The organism is Novosphingobium sp. PASSN1 (genome assembly GCF_002278815.1).
Map to the genome: position 1 here is coordinate 152,514 of NZ_NKIS01000009.1, position 15,577 is coordinate 168,090.

Genomic DNA, 15,577 nt, shown 5'->3' on the forward strand with positions numbered 1-15,577 from the left:
GGAAAAGCAGTAAGCGCGAGCAGGACAGGTATTCGAGATGGCATTGGCGAGTTTGCAGGGAACCGATTTTCCCGAAATCCGGGAGGAAGTGGCCAAGCTGTGCCAGAGCTTTCCCGATCCCTACTGGCGCGAGCTCGATCGCGAGATGGCCTACCCGGCTGAGTTCGTCCGTGCGCTGGGCGAAGCGGGCTATCTCGCCGCGCTGATCCCGGAGGAATACGGCGGTTCGGGCCTGCCGCTTTCAGCCGCTGCGGCCATCCTTGAGGAAGTGCAGCGCGCCGGGTGCAACGGTTCGGCTTGTCACGCGCAGATGTACATCATGGGCGCGCTGCTGCGGCACGGCAGCGCGGAGCAGAAGCGCGAATATCTGCCCCGCATCGCCAGCGGCGAACTGCGCCTGCAGGCCTTCGGCGTGACCGAGCCGACCAGCGGCACCGATACGGGCTCGCTCAAGACCACAGCCGTCCGGCAGGGCGACAGATACATCGTCAATGGCCAGAAGATCTGGACCAGCCGCGCCGAGCATTCCGATCTCATGCTGCTGCTGGCGCGCACCACGCCGCGTGAGGAATCGGCGCGGGGGATCGATGGCCTCTCGATCTTCATCCTCGACATGAACGCGGCGCGCGCGGCGGGCGGCCTGACGATCCGCCCGATCCGCACGATGATGAACCATTCGACCACCGAGGTGTTCTTCGACAATGTCGAAGTGCCCGCGGCCAACCTGATCGGAGAGGAAGGCAAGGGCTTCCGCTACATTCTTTCGGGCATGAACGCGGAACGCATCCTGATCGCGGCCGAATGCATCGGCGATGCCAAGTGGTTCATCGAACGATCGCGCGCTTATGCCAACCAGCGCGAACTGTTTGGCCGCCCCATCGGCCAGAATCAGGGCGTGCAATTCCCCATCGCCAAGGCCTATGCCCAGATGCGCGCGGCGGAACTGATGGTGCACGAAGCCGCGCGGTTGTTCGAAGCGGGCGAGGCCTGCGGCGAACAGGCCAACATGGCCAAGATGCTCGCCGCCGATGCCTCGTGGGCCGCAGCCGAAGCGGCGGTGCAGACGCACGGCGGGTTCGGGTTTGCCGAGGAATATGACATCGAACGCAAGTTCCGTGAGACCCGGCTCTATCAGGTGGCGCCGATTTCCACGAACATGATCCTGAGCTACATTGCCGAACACGTGCTCGGCCTGCCCCGCTCTTACTGAGGACGCTCTTACTGAGGACGGTCTTGCTGAGGGCGCGCGCCCGGCTTTCTTCCCCGCCTATTCAATGCGCCAGCTTGTTGGCAGACAGCGCGATGGCAATATATCACGCGTGCAAGAACTGCGCGTGCGGTAAGGCCTGCCTGGCCTGCCCTGCGCCTCTGACAATCAGGATCCGCCATGGCTGACATTGACCCCCAGATCGACGACTTCAAGGCAGACCGGTCCGACCGCTGTCCGGGGATCACTTACACCGACATGCTGGCCGTCGATACGCGCCCCGCGCCCGATTACCTCGTGATGGAATCGACGCAGGAACTGGGCGACGATCCGCTCGATCCGGAGCGCTATACCAGCCCCGCGTTCAAGGCGCTGGAAGACGAGAAGATGTGGTCCAACGTGTGGCAGTTCGCCGCGCGCGAGGAAGACATGCCCGATCCGGGCGACACCGTGGTCTACGAGATCAATGATAAGTCGTTCCTGCTCGTCCGCCAGCCGGACGACAGCGTTCGCGCGTTCTACAACGTGTGCCTCCACCGTGGGCGCAAGCTGCGGCTGGAAGGCGGGCGCGCGATCAACCTGCGCTGCCCGTTCCACGGCTTCACCTGGAACAACGATGGCAGCCTGAAGGAAATCCCCTGCTCGTGGGATTTCAAGCATCTGGAAGACAAGGACCTCTCGCTTCCCGAACTGAAGGTCGAGCGCTGGCAGGGCTTCATCCTGATCACCGAGAACCACGATCTGCCGAGTTTCCGCGAATGGATCGGCCCCGGTGTCGAGCATTACGACAACTGGCGGCTCGATGAATGCACCACCGGCGCGTGGGTCGCACGCGTGGTTCCGGCCAACTGGAAGGCGGTATCCGAGGCGTTCATGGAAGCCTGGCACTCGATCGTCACGCACCCGCAGATCCTGCCCTTCACGGCAGACGCCAACACCCGCTACGATCTCTACGGCGATCACATGAACCGGGCGATCACGCCCAACGGCACCCTCTCGCCCCACCTCAAGGGCAAGGACCAGATGTATGTGATCAACAAACTGGCCGAGTTCCTTGGCGCAGGCGATGGGCGCGGCCGCCGCAATGCGGCTGAACCGACCGACCTCAAGGGCTTCGATCCCGCCGATCCGCTGCTGGCGCGCAAGGTGCTGGCGCAGGCCAACCGCGAAGGCTTCGCGGCAATGAATGGGCATGATTACTCGCAGGCTTCCGACAGCGAGATGCTCGACAACCTGACCTACAACATCTTCCCCAACTGGAGCCCGTGGGGCGGCTTCGTGCCCAACATCGTCTATCGCTGGCGGCCGTGGAAGGATGCCGATCACTGCCTGATGGAAGTGCGCATCCTGATGCGCGCGCAAAAGGGCGAGAAGCCCGCACGCGGACCGGAAATGTTCCTGATCCCCGATGGCGAGCCCTGGACTTATGCCGGACACCTCATCGGTGCCGCGCTGGCGGGCGTGTTCGATCAGGACATGGAAAACCTGCCGCACGTGCAGGCCGGCATGAAGGCGAGCAAGAACAAGCGGCTTGAGCTCGGCCACTATCAAGAAACGCGCATCCGCCAGTTCCACCGCACGATGGACAAGTACATCTCCGGCGAGCTGCCGAAGACGACGTGATGCAGCGGCTCGAAGGGCGCGTTGCGCTGGTCACCGGCGCGCTGCGCGGCATTGGCCTGGCGGCGGCAGAGCGGATGCTGGCCGAAGGCGCGAGCGTGGTGCTGACCGACATTGCCGATCCGGGCGCGGCGGAGGTTTCCGCCGTGCTCGCCCGGCTGGGGGCTGCGGCGCACTACTTGCGGCTTAACGTGACGCAGGAGGCCGACTGGCAGGCGGCCGCCGCGCAGGTCCGCGCGGATCATGGGCGGCTCGATGTGCTGGTGGCCAATGCCGGCACCGATTGCACCTCGCGGGTCGAGGAGATCAGCCTTGCCGATTGGCACCGCGTGATGGCGGTCAATGTCGATGGCCTGTTCCTCGGCGTGAAGCATTGCACGCCGCTGATGGAAGAGACGGGCAAGACGACGCGCGGCGGCTCCTCGGTGATCGCGATCAGCTCGATCATGGGGATCGTCGGCATTGCCGATGCCTCCGCCTACAACACCTCCAAGGGTGCGGTGCGGCTGTTCTGCAAGGCCGTGGCGGTCGAATTCGCGCAGAAGCGCATGCCGATCCGCGTCAATTCCGTGCACCCCGGCTTCGTGCGCACGCACTTGCTTGAACAGGGCATGGCGGGCTGGGTGGAAAAGGGCATGGGCGAATCCGTCGATACGCTGATGGCCGGGCTGGGCGCGAGCACGCCGATCGGCCGCATCGCCGAGCCCGATGAAATCGCCCCCGCCGTGGCGTTCCTCGCCTCTGATGACGCCAGCTATGTGACGGGTGCGGAGCTTGTCGTCGATGGCGGCTGGACCGCCCAATAAGGATTTCTGCCATGACGATTGCGTTGGATGGAGTTGTCGCACTGGTCACCGGAGCGACCGGGGGGATCGGGCGTCAGGTGTGCAAGGCGCTGAAGGCGGCCCATGCGACCGTGATCGCGGCCGATCTGGCTACGCTGGAATGGGACGAGGCCGGCGGGGCGGCGGGGGATCTCGCCTGCGATCTCTATCAGTCGCTCGACGTGACGAGCGAGGCCAGCTGGAAGGCGCTGGCCGAAGTCATTGAATCGCGGTTCGGACGGCTCGATGCACTGGCGCACATCGCGGGCATTTCCATCGTCGAAAGCTTCGAGGCGACCACGCTGGCGCAGTTCCACCGGGTCAATGCGGTCAATGTCGATGGCGTGATCCTTGGCACGCAGGCGCTGCTGCCGATGCTGCGCGAAGGCGGCAAGGCGCGCAAAAGCGGTGCTTCGGTGGTCAATTTCTCGTCGGTCGGCGGGCTGAATGGCGCGGCGTTCAACGCGGCCTATTGCACCAGCAAGTTCGCGCTGACCGGCCTGACCAAGTGCATGGGCGCTGAATTTGCCGCGCTGGGCTACAACATCCGCGTCAACAGCGTGCATCCCGGCGGCGTCGATACCGGGATGCTGGAAAGCATCATCGACCGCTATGTCGAAATGGGCGTCGCCCCCAGCCGCGAGGTGGCGCTGGAGGGCGTCAAGATGACGCACCCCATCGGCCGCATGGCCCGGCCCGAGGAAATGGGCGGCGGCGTGGTGTTCCTGTGCTCGGACGCCGCCAGCTACATGACCTGCAGCGAGCTGGTCATCGACGGCGGCTTCACGCAGATTTAGAGTTCCACCACCACTTTGCCGATATTCGCCCCGGTGAAGAGCTTGGTGAAGGCTTCGGGCGTTGCCTCCAGCCCCGTGCTCACCTCGAAGGGCAGGCGCAGCTGCCCTGCTGCTGCAAGCCGCGCCAGTTCCGGGTTGAACGCCGGTTCGCGCACATAGAAATCGGGCGAGAAGAAGCCTTCGATGCGCAGGCGCTTCATCAGCACCTGATCGAACCGGTAAGGGCCCGGCACCGGCCCTTGCGCGATATAGTTGGTGATGAGGCCGCAGACCGCGACGCGGCCGAACAGCGCCATGTTCGCCAGCGCTGCATCGAGAATCTCGCCGCCAACGTTGTCGAAATAGACGTCGATCCCGTCCGGGCAGAGCCGCGCCAGTTCGGCTTCGACATTGCCAGCCTTGTAGTCGATTGCCGCGTCAAACCCGTACTCTCCGGTCAGCAGGCCGCACTTGGCCGCGCCGCCCGCAATGCCGATCACGCAGGCGCCGCGCGCCTTGGCGATCTGCCCGGCCATCAGCCCGGTACAGCCCGCCGCAGCTGAGACGACGAACGTCTCGCCCGCCTGCACCGCGCCGGTCTCAACCACCCCTACCCACGCCGTCCACCCGTTCGCGCCGTAGATGCCGACGTATTCTTTCGGGTCAGCATGCGCATCATCGAGCGTGGTGCAGTACGTCGCATCAGGCTCTACCACTGAAAAATCCGCCCACTGGCCATAGCAGCGCACGCGGTCTCCTGCCTTGTAGGCAGGATGGCGGCTTTGCGTCACCACGCCCAGCACCGTGCCGATCAGCTTAGCGCCCAAGGGGGTGCCGGGCTGATAGCTGTCCTCGCGGTCGGTCATGTACATGCGCGTGCCGCTGTCCATCGAAAGGACCTTGTTGGCGACGAGGATCTGGCCTTCTGCCAGTGCGGGCAGGGTTTCCGTCTCCAACGCGAAGGCTTCGGCATAGGCGTTGCCCACGGGCCGCCGCGCAAGGATCCAGTGGCGGTTTTCTTGGCTCATCTGCTATCCTTCGGTTTGGGCTGATTGCGCATCAAACCCGGGTTCGACCGCCATGCTACTGGTGAAAAGGCGGGGGCCTACCCTCTCTTTCATCAGTGGGAGATGGGGGCAATTGCCGATAGCCTCCGCACTCAAAATATTGGGAGACGTGTCTTGGCCGATAAGACCCTGCGTACCTTCTGCCGCTTCTGCCATGCCAGCTGCGCCATGCTGGTTGATGTTGAAGGCGACAAGGTGAAGTCGGTGCGGGGCGATCCCGAGAACCCGCTGTTTGGTGGCTATACCTGCGTGAAGGGCCGCCAGATGCCCGAAATGCACAACCTGCCCGAACGGCACATGCGCCCGCTGGTGCGCAAGGGCGGCGTGAAAGGCGCGGAGTTCGTCGAGACGTCTACCGCAGAGGCGCTGAAGCAGGTGGCGGACAAGGTCCGCGCGGTGATCGCCGAACATGGCCCGCATGCCGTGGCGCTCTATTGCGGCACCAATGCCTTCCAGAACAGCGCGGTGCTGGGCACGTCCTATGCGCTGGCCGAGGCGATTGGCACGCGCAACTACTATACCAGCGTCACGGTGGACCAGCCCGCCAAGGTCTTCACCACCGCGCGTTATGGCCAGTGGATGGGCGGGCCGAACAACTTCGAGGAATCCGACGTCGTCATGTTCGTCGGCAACAACCCGCTCGTCTCCCACTACACGCCGAGCGGCGGCGTGCCGCCGTTCTCGCCCTCGCGCCGCCTGCGCGATGCCAAGGCGCGCGGGATGAAGGTGATCGTGGCCGATCCGCGCCAGAGCGACACCGGCAATCTGGCCGACCTCTACTTGCAGGTGAAGCCGGGCGAAGACCCCGCGCTGCTCGGCGGGATGCTCCACGTGATCATCAAGGAAGGGCTCTACGACCGCAACTTCGTGGCCGCCCACGTTGATGGTTTCGATGAACTGTCCGAAGCGGTGAAGGATTTCACGCCCGAACTGGCAGGCGAGAAGTCGGGCGTTCCGGCGGAACAGATCGTTGCGGCTGCCCGCATGTTCGCCCGCGCCGCCAAGGGCCGGGTGGTCACGGGCACCGGGCCGGAAATGGCGGGCCGCGGCGTCCTCACCGAATATATGGTGACCGCGCTCAACGTGGTCTGCGCCCGCTTCAACCAGGCGGGTGACAAAGTGGCGAACCCGATGGTGTTCATGCCGTTTGCCGCTGGGCCGAAGAAGGCGCAAGTTGCGCCGCCGATGCCGATGTTCGGCGAAGGCTTCACGAAGTCGCGCATTCGCGGCATCGGCAAGCTGGGCACCGAAATGCCCTGCCCGGTGCTGGCGGATGAGATCCTCACCCCCGGTGAAGGCCAGATCAAGGTGCTCATCTCGATCGGCGGCAACCCGGAAATCGCCTTCCCCAACCAGCGCAAGGTGCGCAAAGCGCTCGAAACGCTGGAAATGTTCGTGCAGGTAGATCCCTATATGTCGGCCAGCGCGAAGCGGGCGGACGTGATCCTCGCGCCTTCGATGTGCCTTGAACGTGAGGACATCAACAACGTCTCGCAGCCGTTCTGCGAGGAGCCTTACGCGCATTATGCCGAGGCGATGGTGCCCGCGCCGGGCGATACGATGGACGAGTACGAAATGCTGTGGTGGCTCGCCAAGCACCTCGGCCTTCAGCTCCAGCTGCCGGGCGGGCCGTGTTCGATGGATGCGGTGCCAGACAAGATGACGATGCTCGATCTCATCGCGCATGGCTGCCTGATCGCGCCGAGCAAGGCGCGAGCCGACGGGCTGGCGAGTGCGACGCCGGGTGGGGCGATGATCTATCCCGAAGCACACGCAGTGATTGCGCCTGCCGATCCCGATGCGGCAAACCGGTTCCAGCTTGGCGCGGGCGCGATGCCGGCGGCCTTTGCCGGCTATGCGGCGCAGCGGCCCGAGGCGGACGGGTTCGATTTCCGCCTGATCTCGCGCCGTTCCAAGCACCGCTACAACAGCAACGGGCATATCTCCGAGTTCCTCAAGAAGAAGATGCCGACCAACCCGGCCTACATCAATCCGGAGGATCTGGCCGCGCTCGGCGTGGAAGACGGTGCGGTGATCGAGATCGCCTCGCGCGTCGCCTCGATCCACGCGGTGGCCAGCGCGAGCGACAAGGTGCGGCGCGGGGTCATCTCGATGTCCCACGCATGGGGCAACGATGATGCGGGCAAGGATGATGTGATGACGGCGGGCGGCTCGACCAACCGCCTGATCGACGACGCGGACGACGCCGATCCGATCACCGGCATGGTTCTGCAAAGCGCGATTCCGGTTCGGGTGGTCGCGGCCTGAGGTCCTCCTGCAGAGCCCCGTCAGCCTGGCTAATCCCTTTCCGTCACCCCGTGCTTGACACGGGGTTTGGCTGGTCTTCAGCCGCGGCGGGCGAAGAAGAAAGCCAAGGCCCGTGTCAAGCACGGGCCGACGATGTCATCTGATACATCTGGCCCCCAATGGGAGACGGCGCGGCTGAGGCAGATTGCTTCAGCCGCGCTTTTTCTGTGCCCTGTCCACAAAGTGAAAGGCGTCCACAAAGTGAAAGGCGCCCACAAAGTGAAAGGCGCCCACAACGAAAAAGGCCGCCCCGGTTTCCCGGAGCGGCCCTTTTTCCGGCCTAAGCTCTGAAGATCAGAACTTGAAGCTGGCCTGCACGAAGACCTGACGGCCACGGTTGACGGTGAACACTTCATCGTCACCCTGCGGCACGTAGGTCGCGCTGCCGGGGGTGCCGAGCCCGCCGGGACCGGCGAGGAACGGACGGCCGCCCGAAGTGTTGACGAAGATCTTGTTGGTGACGTTGTTGCCGATCAGCGCCAGCTTCCACCGGCCATCAGGTGCGCCGACCGAGATCTGGGCGTCGAGAGTGGCATAGGCGGGCTGGATGTAGTCAGCCACGTTTTCCTGACGGGTGTAGTACGCGCCGCTGTAGGCGAGGTTGCTGGCCAGGCCCAGTTCGAGCGAATCGCCCAGCGGTGCGGTGTAATCGAAGGCAATGTTACCCGCGAAGCGCGGTGCACGCGCAGCGCGGCGGCCATTGATGTTCGGATCGTCCGCGTTGCCGGCAATGCCGTCAGGCCCGGTGCCGGTGATGAAGTCCTTGGTGAACTTCGCATTGGTATAGGCCGCCGAACCGGTGAAGCGCAGGCCGTCAACCGGCGTGCGCCAGCTGAAGTCCATGTCGATGCCCTTCGTGGTCAGCTCACCGGCGTTGCTGGTGATGAACTGGATCGTGGTGGCGTTGAAGTTCTGCACCTGCAGGTTCTTGAACACGTAGTAGTACGCGGTCGCGTTGAACGTGATGGTGCGGTTGGCGAGCTGCGACTTGAAGCCGATTTCACCGCCGCGGCTGGTTTCCGACTTGAAGATCAGGCCATTGGCAACGGCATCGCGCGTGGCCGGGTTGTCCAGGCCGAGCAGGTTCGACGAAGGCAGTGCCGAGTTGTCGATACCGCCCGACTTGAAGCCGGTCTTGAACGCGGCATAGACATTGAGGTCAGGCGTCGCCTTGTAGCGCAGCGTGACTTCAGGCGTCCACTTGGTGTCCTTGAAGTTGATCGGACCCGAGAAGAAGCCGCTGTCGATGAAGGCAGGGCCTGCCGACAGGAACGTGTGCACGTAAGGAACGGTGATTGTGTTCACCTTCTTTTCGCGCGTCCAGCGCACACCGCCGGTCAGTTCGAGCTGATCGGTGAAGGTCAGCGTGCCGCTGCCGAATGCCGAATAGGCATCGGTCTTGGTGCGGTGCTTCTTGTACCAGTCATAAGTGTTGCCCGTCACAGGATCGGGCGCGATGATCGAGATGTTCACGCCCATCTGCGACGTATTGAAATCGATCGTACGCTTTTCATAGAACGCGCCGAGGGTGAAGTTGAACATCCCGTCGAAGCTGCTGACCATGCGCAGTTCCTGGGTGAACTGCTTGGTTTTGTTCTCCGGATCGCTGGAGCCCATGCCGAGCGCGACGCCCGGGCCATTGATTGCGGCGAGGGCAGGCGCGATCAGGCCGACGGGGACGCCGTTCGGGTTGAACGCGGGGCCGACGCCGAGGTAGGAGTAGGAGTCGAAGTCGACTGCCTTGAGGCTCATGAAGCCGGTGGTCGAGACGACTTTCAGGTTATCGGCAACCTTGGCGTTCATCAGCAGGCGGGTGAAGAACAGGTCCGTCTTGCCGAAGGGGTGGCCAGGATAGCCGCCGTTGGCGCCCGCGCTGCCATCGGGGAACTTCTTGACCGCAGTGGGCGAAGGATCGGACGTGGTGAAGTACTTGTCGAACGGGTTGCAATCCGCGTTCGAGGGGATCGCGATCGCGCCGCCCAGCAGCACGACTTCATCCGCCCGGCCGTTCTTGCCGCACGAGATATCTGCGGTGCCGATGGCGCCGTCATTGGTGTTGCGCGTGTAGGTGGCCTTGAGGTTGGCCTTGAAATCGCTCGACGGTTCCCACTGCAGCGTGACACGGCCGACGAAATCGCGAAGCCCGCGATTGCGCAGCAGCGCAGGCGTGCCGGGCGCGATCTTCACGTATTCCTTCACGTCGTTGTACTGGCCGGCGATGCGGATACCGAAGGTGTCGCTCAGCGGGCCGGAAATGAAGCCACCGATGAGGTAGCCCTTTTCCTCGAACTCATACGAAGCGCTGCCGCCGTACTGCCACGTGGAGGTTGGGTCTGCGGAGCGGATCTGCAGCACGCCTGCCGAGGCGCTCTTGCCGAAGTAGAGCGACTGCGGGCCCTTGAGGACGTCGATCTGGGCGGGGTCGACGAAGCCGGCCTGCAGCAGGCGGCTAGTGGAAACCTGCACGCCGTCGAAATCGAGCGCCACGGCGCTGTCGAACGCGGCGGAGATGTTGGACGAGCCGACACCGCGCAGGGAGAGCTGCGCGCCTGCGCCCGAGCCGCCGATCTGGACGTTCAGCGTGGGGATGCGGCTGACGATGTCAGCGGGCTTGGTGACGTTGTACTTGGCGAGCGTGGCAGCGCCGATCGCGGTGATCGTCAGCGGCACGTTCTGCAGCGATTCTGCATCGCGGCGAGCGAAAACGGTGATTTCCTCGGTGGTTGCCGGAGGTGCTGACGCCGCATCGGCGGCTGCGGCATCGGCGGCATGGGCCAGCCCCGGCAGCGCCAGCGAAGTCGACGCGACGCCCGCGAGAAGCGCGATGCGCAGCGGCGATGCGAGTGTGTTCAATCTCATGGCAATCCTCCCAATTTGATATAAGGCGTTTATCATGCTGTTAACGCACGATTTTTTCCTTATCATCCCGTATGATAAGCTAGGGCGCAGGGGGCTGACAGCAACTATCAAAAAGGGTGACAAAGTGTGGGTTTTCCGGCGCAGTGTGGCCGGAAAAGCGCAAGGATTCCGTGACGGAAGTTAGGTTTCATCCAGCCTTTTGGTTGGGGCCGTATCCTCGCGTATCGTCAGGGGGCCCCGCGCGCCGGATTGCAGGCCGCACGCGCAGGGAAAGGCCGGCAAGGAGATCAGCGGCTTTTCGGCGGGGTTTCGCTATCCAGCCAGTGGTTCAGCTTCTCGTGGAAATCGCGGATCTTGCTTTCCTGATAGCTCGCGAAAATCACCTCGCCCTTGGGGTGATTGTGCAGGCCCTTTTGTACAGCGGCGTGATTCAGGCCGTCCTGGTTGAAGATCTTGTTGAGATAGCTGCCGAATTCGGTCGCCTTGGTGTAGTCGTCGTCCAGATCGAGGAAGGTGCACTTGGCGGGCGCGGGGCGCTCTGCGCCTTCGGGCACCTGCACCATGTACATCACTTCGTGCAGCGATTGCTCCGGGTTGTTCCCGTCGGGCCGGAAGCGGTAGAAGATCGGGTTGAAATCCGCCCAAGGATGCAGGTTGGGGAACACCGAATAGAAGATCGCGTCGATCATGTCGGCATCGCTGAACTGGTCGATCGCATCGCCCCACTGCGGGCGCATCGTGTCGCGCCGGTCGCGCGCGGCATCGGCGCGGAAATCCGCCGCTGAAGCGCTGGCAAAGCGCGTGGGCGTGTTTTCCTCGCCCGGCGCGATCTTGCCGCCGATCCAGTTGCACATGTGCGCATCGGCGTTGACCACTTCGCCCTCAACATGCGCGCCGGTCATGTCGAAGATGCCGGTCTTGCCATTGGGATGGCGCACTTCGACGCGGTTTTCGTCCAGCCGCGTGTAAAGGTGCCCGTTCAGCGGGTGGCGAAAGCTGGTGAAGGCCTGTCCTTCGGGGAACGCGCTGGGATCAGGCGCATCGAGATCGGTGTGCGCGCTTGGCGGACCGGAGGCGGACATCGCGCGGCTGATGTTCGGCCACACGTCGTACTTCGAGCCGGTATCGAGGAACATCGGCAGCAGTTCGGGGTGCGTGCCGACGACGTGGTAGGATTCCATGAAGGCTTCCTGCGCCACTTTCCAGTTGCAGGGCAGGCGCTTGACCATGTGCGCGGCCTTGTAGCGGCCCTTGAATGGCAGCGAGAAATGGCGGTCGATATCGCCGAGGAAATCGGCGAGCGGCTCGGCATTCGGGTCCGGATTGATGAACACGAAGCCGCCCCAATGGCCGACCGAGACGGCGGGGAGTGAATATTCCTCTTCGGTGACGCTCGGGAAATCCCAGTGGCTGGGCACTTCCTTGAGCTTGCCATCGAGGTGCCATGACCAGCCGTGGAACGGGCAGCGCAGCACCTTCAGGCCCTGCCGGTGCGCATCGCACAGCTGGCGCCCGCGGTGGAGGCAGGCGTTGGGAAAAGCCTTGACCGCGCCGGGGCCATCGCCGGGGGCATTGCGCACGAGAATGAAGGAAAGCCCTGCGATCTCGTAGACGAAAGTGTCGCCCACGTTGGGAATGTCGTCCTCGTGGCAGGCCATCTGCCACACGCGCTTCCACAGGCGTTCAACCTCGCGGTCGTGCTCCTCGCGGCTGTAGTAGCGGTGCGTGGCGACCTTGGTGACGCCGCCGGGATAGGGCGATTCTTCCAGATAGACAGGCGGCGGAGCGACCTTGTCGCTCTTGATCACATCGAGGTAGGTCACGCCTGCAGTACGGTCGTGCCCGGTCTTGGTTTCCACCATTTGTCTGCTCTCCCATGGACTTGTCACAAGTCCACTTTCGATAAGTCTACGCCTCCGCAGAGGCGGGGCCATTACCAGTTTTGAGGGGACCGCGCTCCATGCCGCCCGCCGCGTAGAGGTAGAACAGCACGGCGGGCACCGCGAAGGCCGCGCTGACGCCGATCACCGCCCAGCTCAGCGCCTTGATGCCGAACAGGGGCGTCAGGCTGGTGCTGACATAGCCGACGAGGAACAGGCCGAGCGCCTGCCCGATGAGATTGTTGAAGATCATCGCGACCGCCATCGCCATCGCGCGCTCATCGGGCCGGACGGCCAGCTGGATCAGCGAGACGGTGGGCGCCTGCGCGACAAGGAACACCAGATAGCCGCAGGAAAACAGGCCGAGGAACGTCCAGAAATGCGTGCTCATGAGCGCGGCGAGGTAGAACGGCAGGCAGCCCAGCGTGGCAATCGCCGGGAGCCATGCCCGCCAGCGAGCATCGCGCCGGACCAGCCAATCGGTGAGGTAGCCGCCCAGCAGCGGGCCGGGAATGCCGCCCAGCACGAACGCGAGGCCGAGGTAGAAGCCGACATCGGCGGTGGAGACGGGGAAGCCGCGCAGCATGATCGCCGCGAGCCAGGTGGCAAAGACATAGCCCGTCACGATCATGCAGCCAAAGGCGCACGATGCGGCAAGGAACACGCGGTTGGCAAACAGCGCGCGCACCCCGGTGAACCACGCGGTCAGCCCTTCAGTCAGGCCGACCTTGGGCGGGACGGGGCGGCCGCCCGGCTCCTTCACCGTCAGGAACACGAACAGCGCGAAGGCAATGCCGGGCAGGCCCAGCAGCAGGAAGGTCATCCGCCAGCCGACGGCATGGGCCAGCACCCCGCCAAGGATGAGACCCGCCGCGGTGCCCAGCGTAGGGCCAAGGAAATAGATGCCCATCGCGCGGCCCAGTTCGTGGCCCTTGAACGTCTGCGTCAGCAGCGAGGTGGCGGCAGGGCCGCTGCCCGATTCGCCGATGCCCACCCCCATGCGCGCAAGGAAGAAGGTCCAGAAACCGGTCGCCATGCCGCACAGCGCGGTCATCAGGCTCCACGAAGCGATGGCGCAGGCGATGATCAGCGGGCGGCTCATCCGGTCTGCCAGCCAGGCCAGCGGCAGCCCGCAGACGACATAGAGCACGGTGAACGCAAAGCCGGTGATCAGGCCGATCTGCGTGTCGGACAGGGCAAAGGCGTGCTTGATATCCTCGATCATGATCGAGAGGATCAGCCTGTCGGCGATATTGAGCATGCCGCCGAACGTGATCACGCCGAGCACGAAATGGCGGTAGTGGCGATGCTCTCCCAAGTCGCTCGCTCCTCTTTTTCCAAGGGCTAGGCATTCGCGGTCGCGGCGGCGACTAACACATTGAGTGAGGGCCAGGATGGCGCGACCTAGCACTTTCAATGATCGTCGCCCCCCGGCTTTGGTGTCACGATACTTTTCATATCGGGCCGCAGCCGTCGGCCCGCCCCTGATGGGAAAGGTATGGCTGACGTGCTTGAGCCGATTGCAGAGAACTTGTGGACGAACGAGGCGGAGCCCGCGCTGATCGGCGGGCGGCTGCCATCGGGTAAGATCGTGTTCCCCTATCCCAGCGGCGATGCGGCCGAAGGCGTCGAACTCTGGCGCCTTTCGCGCAAGGGTACGCTGTGGTCGTGGACCCGGCAGGATTTCCAGCCGAAGGAGCCATTCGAAGGGCCGGAGCCGTTCCAGCCCTACCTGCTCGGCTATGTCGAGCTGCCCGGCGAAGTGATCGTCGAGACGCGCATCGTCGATTGCGTGCTGGAAGATCTGAAGCTTGGCATGCCGATGGAATTCGTGGTCGCGCCGTTTGACGCGACCCGTTCGACTTATGCGTTTCGTCCGGAGAAAGCGTGATGGAAGACGTCTATATCATCGGGGCGGGCATCCACCCCTTTGGCCGCACTGATGGCCGCTCGGGCCGCGATCAGGGCGTGTTCGCCGTGCGTCAGGCGATGGCCGATGCCGGGATCGCATGGACCGACGTGGGCTGCGCCTATGGCGGCTCGGCGGCGGCAGGCAGCGCGGATATCATGGTCAACGAACTGGGCCTCACCGGCCTGCCGTTCATCAACGTCGCCAACGGCTGCGCCACCGGCGGCTCTGCGCTGGCCTCCGCGCGCAATGCCATTGCGGCGGGCGAGTTCGACGTGGCGCTGGCGGTCGGCTTCGACAAGCACCCGCGCGGCGCATTCAACGCCAAGCCGCGCGATTATGGCCTGCCCGAATGGTACGGCCAGACCGGCATGATGCTGACGACGCAGTTCTTCGCATTGAAGATCCAGCGCTACATGCAGCTCTACGGGATCAGCCGGGAAACGCTGGGCCGCGTTGCGGAAAAGGCCTTCCGCAACGGCGTCCATGCCGATCACGCATGGCGGCGTTCGCCGGTCGATCTGGAAACCATCCTGAACTCGCCGATGGTCAATGATCCGCTGACCAAGTACATGTTCTGCGCGCCCGCCGAAGGCGCGGTGGCGCTGATCCTCGCCAGCGGCAAGAAAGTGCGCGAATTGGGTGCCGATGCGGTGAAGATCGCCAGCGTCGCCGTCCGCACCCGTCCGCCGGGCTCGTTCGAGGTGTTTGCGCCTTCGGTTGATATCGACAATGGCGGCAAGCCGACGATCCTCGCCTCCAAGGCGGCGTTCGAGCAAGCCGGGATCGGGCCGGAGGATATCTCCGTCGCGCAGTTGCAGGATACCGAATCCGGCGCGGAAATCATGCACATGGCCGAAAACGGCTTCTGCAAGGATGGCGATCAGGAACAGTGGCTGCGCGAAGGCCGCACCGAAGTCACCGGCACGCTCCCGGTCAACACCGATGGCGGCTGCCTTGCTTGCGGCGAACCCATCGGCGCTTCGGGTCTGCGTCAGGTCTATGAAAACACCGTGCAGCTGCGCGGCCGGGGCGGCGGGCGGCAGGTGCCAAACAATCCCAAGGCGGCCTACAGCCACGTCTATGGCGCACCTGGCTTGTCCGGCGTGTGCATTCTGGAGCGCTGAA

At 64.1% G+C, this 15,577-nt stretch carries 11 protein-coding genes; 7 read left to right on the forward strand and 4 right to left on the reverse strand.

From position 1 onward, the window contains the following. The first annotated feature begins 37 nt into the window (after positions 1-37). From CFE35_RS15850 to CFE35_RS15865, 4 genes are all read left to right on the forward strand, one after another. On the forward strand, positions 38-1,210 hold the full coding sequence (locus tag CFE35_RS15850; RefSeq protein WP_292931963.1) for an acyl-CoA dehydrogenase family protein: 1,173 nt from the start codon (positions 38-40) through the stop codon (positions 1,208-1,210). Positions 1,211-1,387: 177 nt separating this feature from the next. Next, positions 1,388-2,830: an aromatic ring-hydroxylating dioxygenase subunit alpha gene (locus CFE35_RS15855; protein WP_292931964.1), complete on the forward strand. Its 1,443-nt coding sequence runs from the start codon at positions 1,388-1,390 to the stop codon at positions 2,828-2,830. Next, a complete protein-coding gene (locus CFE35_RS15860) occupies positions 2,830-3,633 on the forward strand; it encodes a glucose 1-dehydrogenase (protein WP_292932031.1) in 804 nt (267 codons plus the stop codon). The genes CFE35_RS15855 and CFE35_RS15860 overlap by 1 nt, the downstream gene beginning before the upstream one ends. Before the next feature lie 11 nt (positions 3,634-3,644). After that, the gene (locus CFE35_RS15865; RefSeq protein ID WP_292931965.1) at positions 3,645-4,448 is read left to right on the forward strand and encodes an SDR family oxidoreductase; all 804 of its coding nucleotides are present in this window, start codon (positions 3,645-3,647) and stop codon (positions 4,446-4,448) included. On the opposite strand, the gene CFE35_RS15870 is transcribed toward CFE35_RS15865, so the two are convergent. Continuing rightward, complete coding sequence (locus tag CFE35_RS15870) at positions 4,445-5,455, reverse strand: NADP-dependent oxidoreductase (protein ID WP_292931967.1); 1,011 nt, start codon at positions 5,453-5,455, stop codon at positions 4,445-4,447. The two genes, CFE35_RS15865 and CFE35_RS15870, sit on opposite strands and share 4 nt — an antisense overlap. Before the next feature lie 153 nt (positions 5,456-5,608). Between CFE35_RS15870 and CFE35_RS15875 the strand changes: the two genes are divergently transcribed. After that, a complete protein-coding gene (locus CFE35_RS15875) occupies positions 5,609-7,762 on the forward strand; it encodes a molybdopterin-dependent oxidoreductase (protein ID WP_292931969.1) in 2,154 nt (717 codons plus the stop codon). A 333-nt stretch (positions 7,763-8,095) separates the two neighbouring features. Here CFE35_RS15875 and CFE35_RS15880 read toward each other — a convergent pair whose 3' ends face one another. The 3 genes from CFE35_RS15880 to CFE35_RS15890 form a co-directional block, all read right to left on the reverse strand. After that, entirely contained in the window at positions 8,096-10,660 is a 2,565-nt protein-coding gene (locus tag CFE35_RS15880; protein WP_292931971.1) for a TonB-dependent receptor, read from the reverse strand. 287 nt (positions 10,661-10,947) lie between these two features. After that, a complete protein-coding gene (locus CFE35_RS15885; protein ID WP_292931973.1) occupies positions 10,948-12,522 on the reverse strand; it encodes an aromatic ring-hydroxylating dioxygenase subunit alpha in 1,575 nt (524 codons plus the stop codon). Between the two features lie 46 nt (positions 12,523-12,568). Continuing rightward, positions 12,569-13,858, reverse strand: coding sequence for an MFS transporter (locus CFE35_RS15890; protein ID WP_292931974.1), 1,290 nt, complete (start codon positions 13,856-13,858; stop codon positions 12,569-12,571). Positions 13,859-14,038: 180 nt separating this feature from the next. Here CFE35_RS15890 and CFE35_RS15895 point away from each other — a divergent pair, with 180 nt between their 5' ends. Then, positions 14,039-14,431, forward strand: coding sequence for an OB-fold domain-containing protein (locus CFE35_RS15895; RefSeq protein WP_292931975.1), 393 nt, complete (start codon positions 14,039-14,041; stop codon positions 14,429-14,431). Continuing rightward, the gene (locus tag CFE35_RS15900; RefSeq protein ID WP_292931977.1) at positions 14,428-15,576 is read left to right on the forward strand and encodes a thiolase family protein; all 1,149 of its coding nucleotides are present in this window, start codon (positions 14,428-14,430) and stop codon (positions 15,574-15,576) included. Before CFE35_RS15895 ends, CFE35_RS15900 begins: the two co-directional genes overlap by 4 nt. Position 15,577 lies beyond the last annotated feature (1 nt).

Coding starts and splice junctions, on each gene's coding strand:
- CFE35_RS15850 (WP_292931963.1), top strand. CDS start 38: ATGGCATTGGCGAGTTTGCAGGGAACCGATTTTCCCGAAATCCGGGAG.
- CFE35_RS15855 (WP_292931964.1), top strand. CDS start 1,388: ATGGCTGACATTGACCCCCAGATCGACGACTTCAAGGCAGACCGGTCC.
- CFE35_RS15860 (WP_292932031.1), top strand. CDS start 2,830: ATGCAGCGGCTCGAAGGGCGCGTTGCGCTGGTCACCGGCGCGCTGCGC.
- CFE35_RS15865 (WP_292931965.1), top strand. CDS start 3,645: ATGACGATTGCGTTGGATGGAGTTGTCGCACTGGTCACCGGAGCGACC.
- CFE35_RS15870 (WP_292931967.1), bottom strand. CDS start 5,455: ATGAGCCAAGAAAACCGCCACTGGATCCTTGCGCGGCGGCCCGTGGGC.
- CFE35_RS15880 (WP_292931971.1), bottom strand. CDS start 10,660: ATGAGATTGAACACACTCGCATCGCCGCTGCGCATCGCGCTTCTCGCG.
- CFE35_RS15885 (WP_292931973.1), bottom strand. CDS start 12,522: ATGGTGGAAACCAAGACCGGGCACGACCGTACTGCAGGCGTGACCTAC.
- CFE35_RS15895 (WP_292931975.1), top strand. CDS start 14,039: ATGGCTGACGTGCTTGAGCCGATTGCAGAGAACTTGTGGACGAACGAG.